At 62.1% G+C, this 19,835-nt stretch carries 15 protein-coding genes; 14 read left to right on the forward strand and 1 reads right to left on the reverse strand.

Translation table 11 applies throughout. The annotated features are described in order from the left end of the window. Positions 1-35 precede the first annotated feature (35 nt). The 5 genes from ABWL43_RS01765 to ABWL43_RS01785 all read left to right on the forward strand — a co-directional run bounded on the left by ABWL43_RS01765 (position 36) and on the right by ABWL43_RS01785 (position 7,035). Positions 36-3,554 (forward strand): DUF2339 domain-containing protein, encoded by a 3,519-nt coding sequence (locus tag ABWL43_RS01765; protein ID WP_404486453.1) that lies wholly within the window; start codon positions 36-38, stop codon positions 3,552-3,554. Further along, a complete protein-coding gene (locus tag ABWL43_RS01770; protein WP_404488348.1) occupies positions 3,554-4,897 on the forward strand; it encodes a DUF3999 domain-containing protein in 1,344 nt (447 codons plus the stop codon). Before ABWL43_RS01765 ends, ABWL43_RS01770 begins: the two co-directional genes overlap by 1 nt. Positions 4,898-4,993: 96 nt before the next feature. Continuing rightward, positions 4,994-6,004, forward strand: a complete 1,011-nt coding sequence (locus tag ABWL43_RS01775) for a class 1 fructose-bisphosphatase (RefSeq protein ID WP_053253909.1) — start codon at positions 4,994-4,996, stop codon at positions 6,002-6,004. 176 nt (positions 6,005-6,180) lie between these two features. Next, positions 6,181-6,435 carry a hypothetical protein gene (locus ABWL43_RS01780; protein ID WP_017849914.1) on the forward strand — a complete coding sequence of 85 codons (255 nt, stop codon included), beginning with the start codon at positions 6,181-6,183 and terminating at the stop codon, positions 6,433-6,435. 30 nt (positions 6,436-6,465) lie between these two features. Then, the gene (locus ABWL43_RS01785) at positions 6,466-7,035 is read left to right on the forward strand and encodes a lipocalin family protein (RefSeq protein ID WP_145159912.1); all 570 of its coding nucleotides are present in this window, start codon (positions 6,466-6,468) and stop codon (positions 7,033-7,035) included. A gap of 127 nt (positions 7,036-7,162) precedes the next feature. Here the strand turns inward: ABWL43_RS01785 and ABWL43_RS01790 are convergent, their stop codons facing one another. Next, on the reverse strand, positions 7,163-8,527 hold the full coding sequence (locus ABWL43_RS01790) for a formimidoylglutamate deiminase (protein ID WP_404486456.1): 1,365 nt from the start codon (positions 8,525-8,527) through the stop codon (positions 7,163-7,165). Positions 8,528-8,674: 147 nt separating this feature from the next. Between ABWL43_RS01790 and hutC the strand changes: the two genes are divergently transcribed. The 9 genes from hutC to hutH (ABWL43_RS01835) all read left to right on the forward strand — a co-directional run bounded on the left by hutC (position 8,675) and on the right by hutH (ABWL43_RS01835) (position 19,693). After that, positions 8,675-9,385 (forward strand): histidine utilization repressor, encoded by a 711-nt coding sequence (hutC, locus tag ABWL43_RS01795; RefSeq protein ID WP_232000148.1) that lies wholly within the window; start codon positions 8,675-8,677, stop codon positions 9,383-9,385. Beyond that, a complete protein-coding gene (locus ABWL43_RS01800; RefSeq protein ID WP_145159916.1) occupies positions 9,382-9,942 on the forward strand; it encodes a HutD family protein in 561 nt (186 codons plus the stop codon). The genes hutC and ABWL43_RS01800 overlap by 4 nt, the downstream gene beginning before the upstream one ends. Before the next feature lie 404 nt (positions 9,943-10,346). Further along, positions 10,347-12,017, forward strand: coding sequence for a urocanate hydratase (gene hutU / locus ABWL43_RS01805; RefSeq protein WP_094949334.1), 1,671 nt, complete (start codon positions 10,347-10,349; stop codon positions 12,015-12,017). A gap of 192 nt (positions 12,018-12,209) precedes the next feature. Beyond that, a complete protein-coding gene (locus tag ABWL43_RS01810) occupies positions 12,210-13,667 on the forward strand; it encodes a cytosine permease (protein ID WP_145159918.1) in 1,458 nt (485 codons plus the stop codon). Between the two features lie 69 nt (positions 13,668-13,736). Then, positions 13,737-14,702 carry an ABC transporter substrate-binding protein gene (locus tag ABWL43_RS01815; RefSeq protein ID WP_404486459.1) on the forward strand — a complete coding sequence of 322 codons (966 nt, stop codon included), beginning with the start codon at positions 13,737-13,739 and terminating at the stop codon, positions 14,700-14,702. Between the two features lie 72 nt (positions 14,703-14,774). Further along, entirely contained in the window at positions 14,775-15,626 is an 852-nt protein-coding gene (locus ABWL43_RS01820) for a proline/glycine betaine ABC transporter permease (protein ID WP_145159921.1), read from the forward strand. Beyond that, positions 15,623-16,447 (forward strand): glycine betaine/L-proline ABC transporter ATP-binding protein, encoded by an 825-nt coding sequence (locus tag ABWL43_RS01825; protein WP_106577492.1) that lies wholly within the window; start codon positions 15,623-15,625, stop codon positions 16,445-16,447. Before ABWL43_RS01820 ends, ABWL43_RS01825 begins: the two co-directional genes overlap by 4 nt. 143 nt (positions 16,448-16,590) lie before the next feature. Next, positions 16,591-18,114: a histidine ammonia-lyase gene (hutH, locus tag ABWL43_RS01830; RefSeq protein ID WP_404486461.1), complete on the forward strand. Its 1,524-nt coding sequence runs from the start codon at positions 16,591-16,593 to the stop codon at positions 18,112-18,114. Between the two features lie 40 nt (positions 18,115-18,154). After that, positions 18,155-19,693 carry a histidine ammonia-lyase gene (hutH, locus tag ABWL43_RS01835; RefSeq protein WP_369301656.1) on the forward strand — a complete coding sequence of 513 codons (1,539 nt, stop codon included), beginning with the start codon at positions 18,155-18,157 and terminating at the stop codon, positions 19,691-19,693. The last annotated feature ends 142 nt before the right edge of the window (positions 19,694-19,835 follow it).

Raw genomic sequence — 19,835 nt, forward strand, 5'->3', positions numbered from 1 at the left:
GTTTGCCCGCCTCGGGCTGCTTAGGGATATCAACCATGCAATGGATTTTCATGCTGATTGGCCTGGTGCTCGGCTGGACACTCGATGAGTCGTTCAGTGACGCGGGTATCGGTGCGCTGCTGGGCTTGGGCATTGGCCAGGCCATTCGCCTGGCGAAGCTGTCGGCGCAAGCGGACCAGCAAGCTCGTCAGTTGGAAACCACCCAGAAGGCGTTGATTGCGCTGGGTGAGCGCCTGCGGCAACTGGAGGTGCCCGCGCCGACGAACAGCGTGATTGTCGAACCCTCCGTGCCTGAACCTCCTGCTGTCGTTGCAAAGCCCGAACTTGTCTGGGAGCTGCCCGCCGAACTGGCGCCTGTGGCTGTGGTTGCCGAGGCGAGCCAGCCGCTGCCGGATGACGTCTGGGCCCCAGCGCCGACGCCAGAACCTAAAGAGCCTGCTATTGCCCGCGGCCCCAACCTGATCGAGCGCGCCATCAGTGGCGCACGCAATTGGCTGTTTGGCGGTAACACCGTGCTGCGCGTCGGCGTGGTGTTGTTGTTCCTGGGCCTGGCGTTTTTGCTGCGCTATGCCACCGAAGGCGTGGTGGTGCCGATCGAGTTGCGTTACGCCGGGGTTGCCGCTGCCGCCATCGGCCTGTTGGGCCTGGGGTGGTGGTTGCGGCTGCGTAACAGCAATTACGGCCTGATGCTGCAAGGCACCGGCATCGCCGTGTTGTACCTGACGGTGTTCGCCGCAATGCGCTTGCACCCGTTGATCGATCCGGGCGCCGCGCTGGGCCTGCTGGTGGCGGTCACGGTGTTCTCGGCAATCCTGGCGATCACCCAGGATGCCCTTGGCCTCGCGTGCGCAGCGGCGTTGGGTGGCTTTGCCGCGCCGATTCTCACGTCAACCGGCGCCGGCAATCACGTGGCGTTGTTCAGCTACTTCGCATTGCTCAACGCCGGCATCCTCGCCATCGTCTGGTTCAAGGCCTGGCGCTTGCTCAACCTAATCGGGTTCGTGGGTACTTTCGGTATTGGTTTCGCTTGGGGCATGCGTTCCTACACACCGGAGCTGCTGTGGAGCACCGAGCCGTTTCTGATTGTGTTTTTCCTGATGTACCTGGTCATCGGCCTGTTGTTCGCCCGGCGCAAACTGCTTGAGATGAGCGACGCACCCGAAGACGACAGCCGGGGTGCGCTGCTGCGCTGGTCGGCGGCCAAGGGTGATTACGTCGATGGCAGCATGCTGTTCGGCCCCCCGTTGGTGGGCTTTGGTTTGCAGTTCGCGCTGGTGCAGCACCTGGAATTTGCCGCCGCATTCAGTGCGCTGGGCCTTGGCATCCTCTACATGGGGCTGGCGCAATGGCTGCGTGGCGGGCGGGCGTTGTTGCTGGCGGAAACCTGCCTGGCACTGGGCGTGATCTTTGCCAGTTTGGCGATTCCGCTGGGCCTCGACGCACGCTGGACGGCTGCGGCGTGGGCGGTGGAGGGCGCGGGGATTTTCTGGCTCGGCTTGCGTCAGCAGCGGCCACTGGCGCGCGCGTTCGGCCTGTTGCTGCAATTGGGCTCGGCGCTGGCGTTCCTCAGCGAACTGCGCATAGGCGAACTGACCTTGCTTGACGGTGCGCCATTGGGCGCGCTGTTGCTGGGTGCGGCGCTGTTGTTCAGCTTCGATCAGTTGCGCAAGGCGTCGACCGAGCAGGCGGCGGACTGGGAGCGCAAAGGTCTGCCCGTGCTGGCGAGCCTGGGCCTGAGCTTTTTGTACCTGCTTGCACCGTTGCTGCTGCTGACCCAAGGCACCGCCATCAGTTGGGCAATCGCGGGTCTTGTGACGTTGTTTGTCGGCCTGCGCATCGGCTCGCGCACCTTCCTGTTCACCGCGTTTGGCGTGCAATTGCTCGGTGGCGCGTTGTTCCTGTTGCGCTTGCAGGGCGGTAACGGGGCGGCGGTATTCAGTGCGGGCTGGAGCGGTTTGTTGACCGCCTCGCTGATCGGCCTGGCGTTGGTCGGCGGCATGCTGCTGGCCGTGCGCGACGACAAGGTGCGCAGCGACATAGGCCTGCTGCGCGGTCTGTCGGTGGTGCTGCTAGCCGGTCTGGTCCTGATCAACCTCGCGGTGCTGTTCGTGCTGCCGTGGGAAAGCGCCAGCGGCGTCTGGGCAGCCAGCGGTTTGCTGATTATCTGGCTGAGCCTTTACCTGCAACAGCGTGTGAGCTTCGTGTTCGGGTTGCTGCTGCAACTGATCGGCGGCGCCTCGTTCCTGTTGGCGGTGCCACAGCTGCTCGGGCCGTTGAGCAGTGATGGCTTGCGCCCCTTGGCGCACAGCGGTTTCTGGACGCCAATGGTGTTGGGCCTGGCTGCCTTGGTCGGCGCCTGGCGCTTGCAGCGTGAGCCGCATGCGCCGGTGTTTGCCGTGTTGAAACTGCAACGCCTGTCTGACCTGCTGCTGGTGTGGGGCGCGGCCTGGTGGACGCTGGCGCTGATCGGTGAAGTGTTGCGGTTTATCCCGCAGGCGCTGCAAGGGCCATTTTTGCTCGGCATCGCGGCGGTGAGCGTGGCGATCTGGGCGCTGCTGGCCGAACGTTTGCGCTGGGCGTCGCTGGGCATGTTATGCGCCTTGCTGATGCCGGCGGCGGGCGTGGTGTTGCTGGCCTCAGCCGATGATTATTACCACCCGGCGGCGCAGTACGGCTGGCTGGCCTGGTTGGCGGTGTTCGTTGTGCACTTCATCGCGCTACGGCGTTTGGCGGCGGTGGTGCCGAGCAACGTGCTGAGCATCGCTCACGTACTCGGCTGCTGGATGCTGATCGGCGTGCTGGCGCTGGAGCTGCGTTACTGCCTGTTGCTGCTGTCGAGCGAATACAATGCCTGGCGCTGGCTGGGTTGGGCGATCCTGCCAAGTCTGTACCTGGTGTTGGCGGCTGCGCCACGCCGCTGGCCATGGCCGGTGTCGGCGTATCCGCGTGAATACCGTGTGCTCGCCGCGCTGCCGCTGGCGGTGTTGATGCTAGGCTGGTTCTGGTTGGCCAATATCTTCAGCGACGGTACGGCCAAACCGCTGCCGTATGTGCCGCTGCTCAGCCCCCTGGACCTGGGCCTGCTGTTCGCGTTGCTGGGTATTTACCTGTGGTCGCGCAGCGTAGCGCCGCAGCGCGGTCCACGTGCCGAGCTGATCGCCCAAGGTGTCGCGGGGGTTTCGCTGTTTGCCTTTTTCACGGCCCTGGTGATGCGCGCTGCCCACCATTGGGCAGGCGTGCCGTTCCATCCGGAGGCGTTGCTGGAGTCGATGCTGGTTCAGGCCGGCCTATCGATTGTCTGGACCCTGATCGCCCTCGGGCTGATGATCGGCGGCCATCTGCGCCATCGTCGCGAAGTGTGGTTGATCGGTGCGGCGCTGATTGCGGTGGTGGTCGCCAAGCTGTTCTTCGTCGAGCTGAGCAACCGTGGCGGGCTGGCGCGGATCGTGTCGTTTATCGGCGTGGGTGGGTTGCTGCTGGTGGTGGGTTACTTTGCGCCGCTGCCGCCCAAGCGTGCCGAACCTGTGTTGGAAACTGAAGGAGCATCCTCTTGATCGGTAAGTTGAGCGTGATCGCGGTGGGCGTGTGTATGACGTCGTCGGTGTGGGCGCAGGAAACGCCTGCCGACTTCACCACGCAAGTGCCGCTGGCGGTGAGTGGCAACGGCCCTTGGTATCGCCTGGAGTTGCCGCTGTCTGTGCAACTGAGCGCGCGTCAGGCGGATCTCGGCGATGTGCGCGTGTTCAATGCCGCCGGCGAGCCTCAGGCCTACGCGCTGTCACGCCAATCTGCGCAACGCACCGAAAGCCGCACTGTGACCGACGTGAAGTGGTTTCCGCTGTACGCCGCCGACACGCGCGAAAGCGTGCCGGATGTGGTGATGAAATCCACGGCCGAAGGCACGCTGCTCGAAGTGCGCCCGTCCAAGGCGGGCAAGCAAGTGCTGCGCGGCTGGGTGCTGGACGCCAGTGCGATCAAGGCGCCATTGCAGCAACTGAGCCTGGACTGGAGCCACGAACAGGACGGCTTCCAGCGTTTCAGCATTGAGGTCAGCGACGACTTGCAGCACTGGGAGTCGTGGGGCGATGGCCAGGTGGCACGCCTGTCGTTTGCCGATGAGCGTGTCGAGCAACACGAGGTGAGTTTGCCGGGGCAACCGGCGCGTTACCTGCGCCTGGTGTGGCAGGGCCAGGTCGCGCCGACGCTGACCTCGGCCAAGCTGGTGAGCGCCACCAGCAGCAGCCTGCCGATGCCCTTGGTGTGGTCGCAGCCATTGTCGGGCGCGCGGCTCAAGGCGGGGGAGTACAGCTGGCAGTTGCCGACGGGGCTGCATGTCGAGCGTCTGCGCATCGAGCTCAAGCAGCCGAACACGCTGGCGCCCGTCACCTTGGCGGGGCGCCGTGACGCCAATCAAGCCTGGCAGCCGCTGAGCAATGGCGTGTTGTACCGCTTGACCCAGAATGGCCAGGACGTGGTGCAGGATGAGTTGCAACTGCCGGGAGTGGCTGTCGGCGAGCTTAAATTGCAGGTGGATGAGCGCGGCGGTGGCCTGGGCGTTGAGGCGCCAGCCCTGCGTTTTGCCGTGCGCGCCACGCAGTTGGTGTTCCTGGCGCGGGGTGAGCCGCCGTTTACCCTGGCGTTGGGCAATGGCGCGGTCAAGGCGGCAAACCTGCCCTTGTCGACCTTGATTCCCGACTACAGCGCCGAGCGCCTCAAGACGTTGGGCCAGGCCAGGGTCAGCGGTGACCCTGTGGTTAAAAGCGCCAGCGTTGCCGCATCGCCCGAAGTGGGCACCGACTGGAAGAAACTCGGCCTGTGGGCCGTGCTCCTGTTGGGTGTGGCGGCGCTGGGGGCGATGGCCTACAGTTTGTTGCGTGCGCCTGCGGCCAAACCGTGAACTCTATTGGCGTTAAATCCTCTGATTAGAGGAAATAACCCTCGACTCGCGTTAAACTGCGCGGGTTTTTAAGCCCCCCATTCTCCGGAGCCTTACATGTCCCGCGTTACCCTGAGTCGCTATTTGATCGAGCAGACCCGCAGCAACAACACGCCTGCCGATCTGCGCTTCCTTATCGAAGTGGTGGCGCGTGCTTGCAAGGAAATCAGCCACGCCGTGTCCAAAGGCGCACTGGGTGGTGTTCTGGGCAGCATGGGCACTGAAAACGTCCAAGGCGAAGTGCAGAAGAAGCTCGACGTAATCTCCAACGAGATCCTGCTCGAAGCCAACGAATGGGGTGGTCACCTGGCCGGCATGGCGTCCGAAGAAATGGACAATGCCTACCAGATCCCGGGCAAATACCCGAAAGGCGCCTACCTGCTGGTGTTCGACCCACTGGACGGTTCGTCCAACATCGACATCAACGCGCCGGTCGGCACCATCTTCTCGGTACTGCGTTGCCCGAACGAATACCTGAGCCAGAACGAAGCCCTGAACGAAAAGGCCTTCCTGCAGCCAGGCACCGAGCAAGTGGCTGCCGGCTACGCGATCTACGGCCCACAGACCATGCTGGTGCTGACCCTGGGCGACGGCGTCAAAGGCTTTACCCTGGACCGTGAAATGGGCAGCTTCGTGCTGACTCACGAAGACATCACTATTCCTGCCTCTACCCAGGAATTCGCGATCAACATGTCCAACCAGCGCCACTGGGAAGAGCCGGTGACTCGCTACGTCGGCGAGTTGATGGCAGGTGAAGAAGGCCCGCTGAAGAAGAACTTCAACATGCGCTGGGTCGCCGCGATGGTAGCTGACGTGCACCGTATCCTGACCCGTGGTGGCTTGTTCATGTACCCGCGTGACAGCCGCGAGCCGTCCAAGCCTGGCAAGTTGCGTTTGATGTACGAAGCCAACCCGATGTCCTTTCTGGTTGAGCAAGCGGGCGGCGCGTCCACCGACGGCCACCAGCGCATCCTCGACATCCAGCCCGAAGGCCTGCACCAGCGCGTGGCGGTGTTCCTGGGCTCCAAAGAAGAAGTTGAGCGCGTGACCGGTTACCACAAGAAGTAAGACGCGGCGATAACTTATCCGCGATGTTGTGAGGCTGTTCACTGTTGAAAAAGCCCCGAAACGTTTCAGCGTTTTCGGGGCTTTTTTGTTTTTGCTCATCGGGAACCAGACACCTCTTTTCCCTTCTAAGCTTCTGGCAGATACCCAAGCTGCTTCGTCCCTCCAGGAGTTTTTCCATGTCGTTACGCCGTCTCGCCCTGCTGGCTTTTTGCGTGCTATTGGCCGCTTGCAGCAAGGTCAACCAAGAAAATTACGCGAAGTTGTCGGCTGGCATGGCCAAGGCTGAGGTGGAGTCGCTGCTGGGCAAACCGACCGATTGTTCTGGCGCACTGGGCATGTCCAGTTGCACCTGGGGCGATAAAAACAGCTTTATCAGCGTTCAATATGCCGGTGACAAAGTTTTGATGTTTTCCGGGCAAGGCCTGAAGTAAACCGGGGCGCGAGCCTGCGGGAGAAGAAGAATGATGCGTTTTGTTTTTTGCCTTTGTGCCAGCCTGTTTTTGGCAGGCTGCGCCAGCCATTCTGGCGATGATCTGCAACCCAAGACAGCAAGCAACGTCAACCTCAAGCGTTACCAGGGCACCTGGTATGAGTTGGCCCGATTGCCCATGTACTTCCAGCGCAACTGCGCGCAGTCCGAAGCCCGCTACACGCTGCTGCCCGATGGCGACATGTCGGTGTTCAACCGCTGCCTGACGCCTGAATGGAAGTGGGAAGAAGCCAAGGGCACGGCCACGCCGCAAGTGCCGGGCAAGACCGACAAGCTCTGGGTGGAATTCAATAACTGGTTCACGGCGCTGCTGCCGGGCGTCGCCAAGGGCGATTACTGGGTGCTGTATGTCAGCGATGACTACAAGACAGCCATCGTCGGCAGCCCAAGCCGGCGTTACATGTGGATATTGTCACGTACGCCGACGGTGAATGCCGACACCCGCGAAGACCTGCTGAGCAGGGCGCGCCAGCAAGGGTATGACACCACGCGATTAATCTGGCGTACGTCGGACAAGCAGATGGCCAAAACCTCGCAGTAATCTGAGGTCACCCTCAATCTAATGTGGGAGCTGGTTTGCCTGCGATAGCATCACCCCGGTGTAACTGATACACCGAGGTGTCTGCATCGCAGGCAAGCCAGCTCCCACATTTGTTATGGGTCGTTGGTTAGCCGAGCAAGTCCCTCAATACCTGCGTGAATGCCCGGCTGCTTTCCTCTTCACCGGCATGGCGCCCATCGCGCACCACCCACTTGCCGTTGACCAGCACATCGCGCACTTGCCGATCACCGCCGGCGAACAGCCAGCGATTGAGAATCCCGTCCTCGGTTGCCGTTGCCAGGTACGGATCGCTGCCGTCCAGCACTATCCAATCCGCGCGTTTACCCACTTCCAGCCGACCAATCGGCTGGCCCAGCGCCTGGGCGCCGCCGTCCAGCGCGGCATCAAACAGCGTGCGGCCGACCATCGGCTGATCACTGCGGTACAAGCGGTTGCGCCGTTGATCGCGCAGGCGCTGGCCGTATTCCAGCCAACGTAATTCTTCCACCACACTCAACGACACATGGCTGTCGGAACCGATGCCCATGCGCCCGCCTTGAGCGAGGAAATCGACTGCGGGGAAAATCCCGTCGCCCAGGTTGGCTTCGGTGGTCAGGCACAGACCGGCAATCGCGCGGCTCTCGGCCATGCGCGCCACTTCGTCGGCATCAGCATGCGTGGCGTGCACCAGGCACCAGCGCTCATCCACCTCAACGTTGTCATACAGCCATTGCAACGGGCGCTTGCCGCTCCAGGCCAGGCAGTCGTCGACCTCTTTTTGCTGCTCGGCGATGTGGATATGCACCGGGCACGTCTTGTCGCTGGCGGCCAGGACGTCGTTGATTTGTTGCGGCGTGACGGCGCGCAGAGAGTGGAAGCACAGGCCCAACTGCTGCGCCGGCTGCGCGGCGAGGATTGGCTTCAAGCGCGCTTGCAGGTCCAGGTAGTTCTCGGTGCTGTTGATAAACCGCCGCTGGCCCTCATTCGGCGCCTGGCCGCCAAACCCGGAATGGCTGTAGAGCACCGGCACCAGCGTCAGGCCAATCCCGCTGCTGGCGGCCGCCTGGCTGATCTGCCGCGACAGCTCCGTGCGGTCGGCATACGGCTGGCCGCTGAAGTCGTGATGCACGTAATGAAATTCCGCCACCGAGGTGTAACCGGCCTTGAGCATCTCGATGTACAGCTGGCGCGCGATGATCTGGAGTTGGTCCGGGTTGATCTTGCCGACCATGCGGTACATCAGATCGCGCCAGGTCCAGAAGCTGTCATTCGGGTTGCCGGCCACTTCCGCCAGGCCCGCCATGGCGCGCTGGAATGCATGCGAATGCAGGTTTGGCATGCCCGCCAACACCGGGCCTCTGAGCCGTTCGGCGCCGTCTGCACTGGCGTTGGGCTCAACGTGGGTCAGCACGCCATCGGTGCTGACTTCAAAGCGTACATCGTTGGCCCATCCATTAGGCAGCAGCGCGCGTTCGGCAAAGAAAGCGGACATGATCAAGGCACCCCGGTCGTGTGTTTATTTGTATATACATATACAGACGTTTGCCTGCTCGGTAAACTCCGGCAATCTATGCATCTTTTCCCCCTGCAAGGATTCCCTGTGCCGACTCCGCCTGCCAAGTCTTCGCTGGCTGCCCACATGGACGAAAGTCCGGCGCCCTTGTATGCCCGCGTCAAACAGATGATCAGCCAGCAGATCCTCAACGGCAACTGGCCGCCGCATTACCGCGTGCCGTCCGAGAGCGAGCTGGTCAGCCAGCTGGGCTTCAGCCGCATGACCATCAACCGCGCCCTGCGCGAACTCACCGCCGAAGGGTTGCTGGTGCGCATGCAAGGCGTCGGCACGTTTGTCGCCGAACCCAAGAGCCAGTCGGCGCTGTTTGAAGTGCACAACATTGCCGATGAGATCGCCTCCCGCGGCCATCGGCATACTTGCCAGGTCATCCATTTGTGCGAAGAGGCCGCAGGCTCCGAGCGCGCCGTCGCCCTGGAAATGCGCGAAGGCGGGCGGGTGTTCCACTCGCTGATCGTGCACTTTGAAAACGACATTCCGGTGCAAATCGAAGACCGTTTCGTCAATGCCCTGGTGGCGCCGGATTACTTGCAGCAGGATTTCACCCAGCAAACGCCATATGCCTACCTCAACCAGGTTGCACCGCTGACCGAAGGCGAACACGTGGTTGAAGCGATCCTCGCCGATGCCGAGGAGTGCAAGCTGCTGCAGATCGAGCCGAGCGAGCCGTGCCTGTTGATCCGCCGGCGTACCTGGTCCGGTCGCCAGCCGGTGACCGCCGCGCGTTTGATCCACCCCGGTTCCCGCCATAGCCTGGAAGGACGTTTCAGTAAATGAGTGCAGTGAAAGTCTGGCGCGCCACCGATTACATCCGCATGCCGTGGAAAAACGGCGGCGGCAGCACCGAAGAAATTACCCGTGACGCCGGCACCGGCCTGGATGGCTTCGGCTGGCGCCTGTCGATTGCCGATATCGCCGAGTCGGGTGGGTTTTCCACCTTCGCCGGCTACCAGCGCGTGATCACCGTGATCAAGGGTGCAGGCATGGTCCTGACCGTGGATGGCGAAGAGCAGCGTGGTTTATTGCCGCTGCAGCCCTTTGCGTTCAGTGGTGAAAGCGAGGTTTCGTGCCGCTTGATCACCGGGCCGATCCGCGATTTCAACCTGATTTATTCACCCCAGCGTTATCAGGCGCGCTTTCAGTGGATTGATGGCGTGCAGCGGTTTTTCACGACGGCGCAGACGGTACTGGTGTTCAGCGTGGCGGATGAAGTGAAGGTGCTGGACCAGAAGCTGGGGCATCACGATTGTCTGCAGGTGGACGGTAACACTGGCCTGTTGGACCTCTCGGTCAGTGGCCGCTGCTGCATTATCGAACTGACCGCACGCGGTTAAAAAAATGTGGGAGGGGGCTTGCCCCCGATTAAGGTGTATCAGTACCCGATGGGCTGGCTGATGTACTGCAATCGGGGGCAAGCCCCCTCCCACATTTGCTTCTGTGGCGCTCACAGAATCTGTTTCCAGTCCCGCACCAATTTGTTACCGAACGCCCCAACGTGGCGCAATGCCGCGTTGTTGTGAACAATCTCCCTCGCAAAAAAACGCCTCTGTAAGAAATTTCACCAAACCTCCAAGCCTTAATTTTCAAGGCTTACACACGCCTTCCAAAAAAATCCCAACAACTCACCCGCAAAGTTGGCCGCTTGATTGCATATGCTTGTATGTACAAGTAAAGATGTGTGCGTAAGACTCTCCTTCGCACCATCAATGTTCGCGCATCGATCGCCGAGGAGTCTGCTGTGACCAAGCCTACAAAGTACCGTGACGTCGAAATCCGTGCCGCTCGCGGTAACAAGCTCACCGCCAAAAGCTGGCTGACTGAAGCGCCGCTGCGCATGCTGATGAACAACCTCGACCCACAAGTGGCCGAGAACCCGAAAGAATTGGTGGTGTACGGCGGTATCGGCCGTGCAGCGCGCAACTGGGAGTGCTACGACCAGATCGTCGAAAGCCTCACCAACCTGAATGACGACGAGACCCTGCTGGTGCAATCCGGCAAGCCGGTCGGCGTGTTCAAGACCCACAGCAACGCGCCGCGCGTGCTGATCGCCAACTCCAACCTGGTGCCGCACTGGGCCAGTTGGGAACACTTTAACGAGCTGGATGCCAAGGGCCTGGCCATGTACGGCCAGATGACCGCCGGCAGCTGGATCTACATCGGCAGCCAGGGCATCGTCCAAGGCACTTACGAAACCTTCGTCGAAGCCGGTCGCCAGCATTACAACAGCGACCTGACCGGCCGCTGGGTCCTCACCGCCGGCCTCGGCGGCATGGGCGGCGCGCAGCCGTTGGCGGCAACCCTGGCCGGCGCCTGCTCGCTGAACATCGAGTGCCAGCAGGTCAGCATCGACTTCCGCCTGAGCAGCCGCTATGTCGACGAGCAAGCCACCGACCTCGACGACGCCCTGGCGCGCATCGCCAAATACACCAAGGAAGGCAAGGCCATCTCCATCGCCCTGCTGGGTAACGCGGCGGAAATCCTGCCGGAACTGGTCAAGCGCGGCGTGCGCCCGGACATGGTCACCGACCAGACCAGCGCCCACGACCCGCTCAACGGCTACCTGCCGGCCGGCTGGACCTGGGACGAATACCGCGCTCGCGCCAAGACCGAACCGGCTGCTGTAATCAAGGCCGCCAAGCAGTCGATGGCCGTGCACGTCAAAGCCATGCTGGAATTCCAGAAGCAAGGCATCCCGACCTTCGACTACGGCAACAACATCCGCCAGATGGCCCAGGAAGAAGGCGTGGAAGATGCCTTCGCTTTCCCAGGCTTCGTACCGGCCTACATCCGCCCACTGTTCTGCCGTGGCATCGGCCCGTTCCGTTGGGCTGCACTGTCCGGCGACCCGCAAGACATCTACAAGACCGACGCCAAAGTCAAAGAGCTGATCCCCGACGACGCCCACCTGCACAACTGGCTGGACATGGCCCGCGAGCGCATCAGCTTCCAGGGCCTGCCAGCACGGATCTGCTGGGTTGGCCTGGGCCAGCGCGCCAAGCTGGGCCTGGCGTTCAACGAAATGGTGCGCAGCGGCGAGCTGTCCGCGCCGGTGGTGATCGGCCGTGACCACCTCGACTCTGGCTCGGTTGCCAGCCCGAACCGCGAAACCGAAGCCATGCAGGACGGTTCCGACGCCGTGTCCGACTGGCCACTGCTCAATGCCTTGCTCAACACCGCCAGCGGCGCAACCTGGGTGTCGCTGCACCACGGCGGCGGCGTAGGCATGGGCTTCTCGCAGCATTCGGGCATGGTGATCGTCTGCGACGGCACCGACGAAGCGGCGGAGCGCATTGCCCGCGTGCTGCACAACGACCCGGCCACCGGGGTGATGCGTCACGCCGATGCCGGTTACCAGATCGCCATCGACTGCGCCAAGGAACAGGGCCTCAATCTGCCGATGATCAAGTAACGAACGGCCAGGTTCCGGTGGGAGTGGGTTTGTGTGGGAGCTGGCTTGCCTGCGATGCGGGCGACTCGGTCTCTCGGCAGAACCGAGGGGATGCCATCGCAGGCAAGCCAGCTCCCACATTTGCCCTGCTGTTTACACAAAACCTGTTTCACCCGCACCACCGAAAAACAATCCATCAGAGGTTGAACACACATGGCTGCAAATGACGCACGTGCAAGCACCACCCCGTTGATCGAAAGGCGTTCGATCGACTACATCCCGGAAGCGGAAAGACACGGTCGTCTATTGAGTCAGTTCACCCTGTGGCTGGGTGCCAACCTGCAAATCACTGCGATTGTTACCGGGGCCTTGGCCGTGGTGTTGGGCGGTGATGTGTTCTGGTCGTTGATCGGTCTGTTGATCGGCCAACTGCTGGGCGGCGGCGTGATGGCGCTGCATGCGGCGCAAGGCCCGCAACTGGGCTTGCCGCAGATGATTTCCAGCCGCGTGCAGTTTGGCGTGTATGGCGCGGTGATCCCGCTGGTGCTGGTGTGCCTGATGTACATCGGTTTTTCGGCCAGCGGCTCGCTGCTGGCGGGGCAGGCGGTGGCGCAGTTGCTGCACGTCGAAGACTGGGTCGGCATCGTGTTGTTCGCCGGGCTGATCATGGTGTTCACCGTCTTCGGGTACCGCGTGATCCACGGTATTGGTCGCGTCGCCAGCGTGCTCGGCGTGGTTGCCTTCATCTACCTGTTCTACAAATTGCTCGCCGGAAACGATGTCGGTGCGCTGCTGGGCAACAAGCATTTTTCGCTGAGCAGTTTTCTGTTGGCGATTTCGTTGTCGGCGTCCTGGCAGATCGCGTTCGGCCCGTATGTGGCGGACTACTCCCGCTACTTGCCGCGCAGTACGCAGGCGTCGAAAACCTTCTGGGCGGTTGGCCTGGGTTCGGTGATCGGGGCGCAGGCGTCGATGGTGTTCGGTGTGTTCGCGGCGGCCCTGGCCGGTGCGCAATTCGCCCACCACGAAGTGTCGTTTATCGTCGGCCTGGGCGGCACCGGCATTGTCGCGGCGCTGCTGTATTTCAGCATCGCCTTCGGCAAGGTCACGGTGACCACGCTCAATGCCTACGGCAGCTTCATGTCGATTGCGACGATCATCAGCGGCTTTCGTGGCAGCCGGCACATTTCAAGTGCGGTACGCCTGCTGTACATCTTCCTGATGGTGTCGATTGCCGCCGCACTGGCGTTGCTGGGCAAGGACTCGTTTCTCAAGGATTTCTCCGCGTTCATCCTGTTTCTGCTGGCGTTTTTCACGCCGTGGAGCGCGATCAACCTGGTGGACTTCTACTGCATCACCAAAGAGCGCTACGACATTCCGGCGCTGTCCAACCCCAATGGTCGCTACGGCCGCTGGAACTGGATGGGCATCAGCATCTACGTGCTGGGCGTGCTGATCCAGATGCCGTTCATCTCCACGCATTTCTACACCGGCCCACTGGTCGCCAGCCTTGGCGACACCGATATCTCCTGGATCATCGGCCTGGTGGTGCCCGCCGCGCTGTATTACTGGGCCGCGAAAAAGTGGCACAGCGCAATTCCTGAACACCTGATCCTGCCGGTAGAGCAGGGCGCTATACCAACGACAAACGGGCTGGCCGCACAAGCCTGATGGGACGTGGACAGGGCAGGATGCCTACTGACTGCCGTAATCCATTTCAAGATTGGGAGCGTCACAACAATGAAAATGAATAAGACCCTGCTGGCTACGCTGCTCTCTGCAGGCTTGCTCGCCTCCGCTGGCGCACAGGCGGCCGGTTGGTGCGAATCCGGTAAGCCGGTGAAGTTCGCAGGCCTGAACTGGGAAAGCGGCATGTTGCTCACCGACATCCTGCAAACCGTGCTGGAAAAAGGCTACGACTGCAAAACCGACAGCTTGCCGGGCAACTCCATCACCATGGAAAACGCCCTGAGCAGCAACGACATCCAAGTGTTTGCCGAAGAGTGGGTCGGCCGCAGCGAAGTCTGGAACAAGGCCGAGAAGGCCGGCAAAGTCGTCGGCGTTGGCGCGCCCGTTGTCGGTGCCGTCGAAGGTTGGTACGTGCCACGTTACGTGATTGAAGGCGACGCCAAGCGCAAGTTGGAACCCAAGGCGCCAGACCTGAAAAACATCGCTGACCTGGCCAAATACGCCTCGGTGTTCAAGGACCAGGAAGAGCCTTCCAAAGGCCGTTTCTACAACTGCCCGGCCGGCTGGACCTGTGAGCTGGACAACAGCGAAATGCTCAAAAGCTACGGCCTGGAAAGCACCTACACCAACTTCCGCCCAGGCACCGGCCCGGCGCTGGATGCGGCGGTGCTGTCGAGCTACAAGCGTGGCGAGCCGATCCTGTTCTACTACTGGTCGCCGACGCCGCTGATGGGCCAGGTCGACCTGGTCAAGCTGCAAGAAAAGCCTGGTGTGGATAAAAGCGTGAGCATCAAGGTCGGCTTGTCCAATACCTTCCACGAGCAAGCGCCAGAGCTGGTGGCTGTGCTGGAGAAGGTCAACCTGCCTATCGATTTGCTCAACCAGAACCTGGGCCGCATGGCCAAAGAGCGAATTGAGTCGCCAAAACTGGCGAAAATTTTCCTCAAGGAACATCCTGAAGTCTGGCACGCATGGGTGAGCGACGACGCAGCCAAGAAAATCGACGCGGCCTTGTAGGTCAAGCGTGTCCGACTACCCTGAGGGGCTCGTCGGACACCCGGCCACAACCCACTGGATCGAGAGCACGCTATGTTTCCTGAGAGTTTTACGTTTTCCATCGCCGACTGGGTCAACGGTTGGGTGGACTCACTGGTCACCAACTACGGCGATGTGTTCCGGCACATCTCCGACACCCTGCTGTGGGCCATCGTCAACCTGGAAGGGTTGCTGCGCGCGGCGCCCTGGTGGTTGATGCTGGTCATCGTCGGCGGCATCGCCTGGCATGCCACCCGCAAGGTGGTGACCACGGCGGTGATCGTCGGCCTGTTGTTCCTGGTGGGCGCGGTTGGCCTGTGGGACAAGCTGATGCAGACGCTGGCGCTGATGATGGTCGCCACGGTGATCTCGGTGCTGATCGGCATTCCGCTGGGCATCTTGTCGGCGCGCAGCAATCGCCTGCGCTCGGTGCTGATGCCGTTGCTGGACATCATGCAAACCATGCCGAGCTTCGTGTACCTGATCCCGGTGCTGATGCTGTTCGGCCTGGGCAAGGTGCCGGCGATTTTCGCCACGGTGATCTACGCCGCGCCACCGCTGATTCGCCTGACCGACCTGGGCATTCGCCAAGTCGACGGCGAAGTCATGGAAGCCATCAACGCCTTCGGTGCCAACCGCTGGCAGCAACTGTTCGGCGTGCAACTGCCGCTGGCGCTGCCAAGCATCATGGCCGGTATCAACCAGACCACCATGATGGCGTTATCGATGGTGGTTATCGCCTCGATGATCGGCGCGCGTGGCTTGGGTGAAGACGTGCTCGTCGGCATCCAGACCCTCAACGTTGGTCGTGGCCTCGAAGCCGGGCTGGCGATTGTGATTCTCGCAGTGGTCATCGACCGCATTACCCAGGCCTATGGTCGTCCACGGCATGAGGCGAGCAAATGACTACTGTCAGCAAAATTGAAGTTAAAAACGTCTTCAAGATTTTCGGCAACCGTTCCAAGGACGCCCTGGCCATGGTGGGCCAAGGCAAGACCAAGGATCAGGTACTGGCCGAGACCGGTTGCGTGGTCGGCGTCAACGACTTGTCCCTGAGCATCGGCACCGGCGAGATCTTCGTGATCATGGGCCTGTCGGGCTCCGGCAAATCCACGCTGGTGCGTCACTTCAACCGCCTGATCGACCCTACCAGCGGCGCGATCCTGGTGGACGGCGAAGACATCCTGCAACTGGACATGGAAGCCCTGCGCCAATTCCGTCGGCACAAGATCAGCATGGTGTTCCAGAGCTTCGGCCTGCTGCCCCACAAGAGCGTGCTCGACAACGTCGCCTACGGCCTGAAAGTGCGTGGCGAAACCAAGCAGGTGTGCGCCGAACGCGCGCTGCACTGGATCGAAACCGTGGGCCTCAAAGGCTACGAAAACAAATACCCGCACCAGCTGTCCGGCGGCATGCGCCAGCGTGTGGGCCTGGCCCGCGCCTTGGCAGCCGACACCGACATCATCCTGATGGACGAAGCCTTCAGTGCCCTCGACCCGCTGATCCGCGCCGAGATGCAGGACCAGTTGCTCGAGCTGCAAAAGACCCTGCACAAAACCATCGTGTTCATCACCCACGACCTCGACGAAGCCGTGCGCATCGGCAACCGCATTGCGATTCTCAAGGACGGCAAGCTGATCCAGGTCGGCACGCCGCGCGAGATTCTGCATTCGCCGGCGGATGAGTATGTGGACCGGTTTGTTCAGCGGCGGGCGGCGGTGGTCTGAGCCCGATTGTGTGGTGAGGCTGCGGGCCCTATCGGGGGCAAGCCCCCTCCCACAGGTTGAACTGTGAACACCTTCAAAGGTGGAAGGGGGCTTGCCCCCGAAGAGGCCGGTAAGGCTGCACAAGAATTGAAGAAGGTATGAAGATGTCCCAGGCAGCAAAAATCATCATCGCCGACGCCCCCCTGCGTTGGCAGGACGTGGTCGCCGTCGCCCGCTTTGGTGCGCAGCTCGAACTCTCGGGCCACGCCTGGGCGCGCATCGACAACGCCCAGGCCATCGTGCAGCGCATCGTCACCAGCGGCGAGCGCGCCTACGGCGTGAACACCGGCCTGGGCGCGCTGTGCAATGTGTCGCTCAAGGGCGAGCAACTCAGCCAGTTGTCGCGCAATACCTTGCTGAGCCACGCCTGCGGCGTCGGCCCGGTGCTGAGTGACGAGCAAACCCGCGCGATTATTTGCGCGGCAATTATCAACTACAGCCACGGCAAATCCGGCCTGCACCCACAGGTGGTGCATTCGCTGCTGGCGCTGCTCAACCACGGCATCACGCCGCAAGTGCCGTCCCAGGGTTCGGTGGGTTACTTGACTCACATGGCCCACGTCGGCGTGGCGTTGCTCGGTGTCGGCACGGTGAGCTATCGCGGTCAGATCGTGACAGCGCAAGAAGCATTACAGGCAGAAGGTTTGCAGCCGGTGATACTCGGCGCCAAAGACGGCCTGTGCCTGGTCAACGGCACGCCGTGCATGACCGGCCTTAGCTGCCTGGCCCTGGCCGACGCACATCATTTGCTGCAATGGGCCGACGTGATCGGCGCCATGAGTTTCGAGGCCCAGCGCGGCCAGATCGACGCCTTTGACGAAGCCATCATCGCCCTCAAGCCGCACCCGGGCATGCAGCAAGTCGGCATCAACCTGCGCGCGCTGCTCGACGGCAGTGAAGTGATCGCCAGCAGCCAAGGCATTCGTACCCAGGACGCCTTGAGCATCCGCTCGATCCCGCAAATCCACGGCGCCGCGCGCGACCAGGTTGAACACGCCACGCGCCAGATCGAGACCGAACTCAACAGCGCCACCGACAACCCGCTGGTGCTCGGCACGCCAGACACCTACCGCGTGGTGTCCCAGGCCAACCCGCACGGGCAGTCCGTGGCCTTGGCGGCCGACATGCTCGCCATCGCCATGGCCGAAATCGGCTCGGTGGCCGAGCGCCGCCTGGACCGCCTGATCAACCCGCACGTCAGCGGCTTGCCGGCGTTCCTGGTCAGCAACCCAGGCGTCAACTCCGGGATGATGATCGTGCAATACGTCGCCGCCTCGCTGTGCGGGCAAAACCGCCAGCTGGCGCAACCGGCGGTGCTCGACAACTTCGTCACCTCCGGCCTGCAGGAAGACCACCTGAGCATGGGCACCAACGCCGCGCTCAAGCTGCACCAGCTGCTGGCCAACGTCACCCAGATTCTCGCCATCGAGTACCTGCTGGCGGCCCAGGCCTTCGAGTTTCTCAAGGACCAGCGTTTCGGCGCGGGCACCGACAGCGCCTGGCGTCTGCTACGTGAAAAAGTCCCACCTTACGAGCAAGACCGCTGGCTGGCGCCGGACATCGCCAGCGCCGCCGCGTTGCTCAAGGACACCGCTTTGCTGCACCACGTATTACCCCATTTGCACTGATTACTTATTCAAAAATTTCAGAAGAACAATTCAAAGGAGCATGAATGTGACTGCGCTAAATCTGATTCCAGGCCAACTGAGTCTTGCCCAACTGCGGGCCATCTACCAGCAGCCGGTAACCCTCAGTCTGGATGACAGCGCCACGGCGCAGATCGAAGCCAGTGTTGCTTGCGTGGAGCAGATTCTCGCCGAGAATCGCACCGCCTATGGCATCAACACCGGTTTCGGCCTGCTGGCCTCGACCCGCATCGCCAGCGAAGACCTGGAAAACCTCCAGCGTTCGCTGGTGCTGTCCCACGCCGCCGGCGTTGGTGAGCCGATCAGCGACGCGCTGGTGCGGTTGGTCATGGTGCTCAAGGTCAACAGCCTGAGCCGTGGTTTCTCCGGGATTCGCCGCCAGGTGATCGACGCGCTGATCGCACTGATCAACGCCGAGGTGTACCCGCACATCCCACTCAAAGGTTCGGTCGGCGCTTCGGGCGACCTGGCGCCGTTGGCGCACATGTCCCTGGTGCTGCTGGGCGAAGGCAAGGCGCGCTACAAAGGCGAATGGCTGGAAGCCACCGAGGCACTGAAAGTCGCAGGCCTGACGCCGCTGACCCTTGCCGCGAAAGAAGGCCTGGCCCTGCTCAACGGCACCCAGGTGTCCACCGCCTATGCGCTGCGCGGCCTGTTCGAGGGCGAGGACTTGTTCGCCGCTGCACTGGCGTGCGGCGGGCTGACCGTGGAAGCCGTGCTCGGCTCGCGCTCGCCGTTCGACGCGCGTATTCACGCCGCACGTGGCCAACGTGGGCAGATCGATTCGGCTGCGGCCTATCGCGACCTGCTCGGCGAAAGCAGCCAGGTCTCCCAGTCGCACCAGAACTGCGACAAGGTGCAAGACCCGTACTCCCTGCGCTGCCAGCCACAAGTCATGGGCGCCTGCCTGACCCAGTTCCGCCAGGCCGCCGACGTGCTGGTGGTAGAGGCCAACGCCGTGTCGGATAACCCGCTGGTGTTTGCTGCCGAAGGTGACGTGATTTCCGGTGGCAACTTCCACGCCGAACCGGTGGCCATGGCGGCTGACAACATGGCGTTGGCGATCGCCGAAATCGGCTCTCTGAGCGAGCGCCGTATCTCGTTGATGATGGACAAACACATGTCGCAATTGCCGCCGTTCCTGGTGGGCAATGGCGGGGTCAACTCCGGCTTCATGATCGCCCAGGTGACTGCTGCTGCACTCGCCAGCGAGAACAAGGCGCTGTCCCATCCGCACAGCGTGGATAGCCTGCCGACTTCGGCGAACCAGGAAGACCACGTGTCTATGGCCCCGGCTGCGGGCAAACGCCTGTGGGAAATGGCTGAGAACACCCGTGGCATCCTGGCGGTGGAATGGCTGGCCGCGTGCCAGGGCCTGGACCTGCGCGACGGTTTGAAAACCTCGCCGAAGCTGGAAAAAGCCCGTGGCATCCTGCGCGCCAAGGTCGGCTTCTACGACAAGGACCGCTTCTTCGCCCCGGACATCAATGCCGCCAGCGAACTGCTCGCCAGCCGCTGCCTGAACGAGCTGGTGCCGGCCAAGTTGCTGCCGAGCCTCTAAGCTCGCCGCTGTCCAACTGTGGGCGCTGGCTTGCCTGCGATAGCTATCTGTCAGTTGACACATGTGTGACTGACATACCGCCATCGCAGGCAAGCCAGCTCCCACAGGTTGAGCATTCGCCGATTTGAATTTTCTCGGGATA

The organism is Pseudomonas sp. HT11 (assembly GCF_044875395.1).
Taxonomy (GTDB): Bacteria; Pseudomonadota; Gammaproteobacteria; order Pseudomonadales; family Pseudomonadaceae; genus Aquipseudomonas.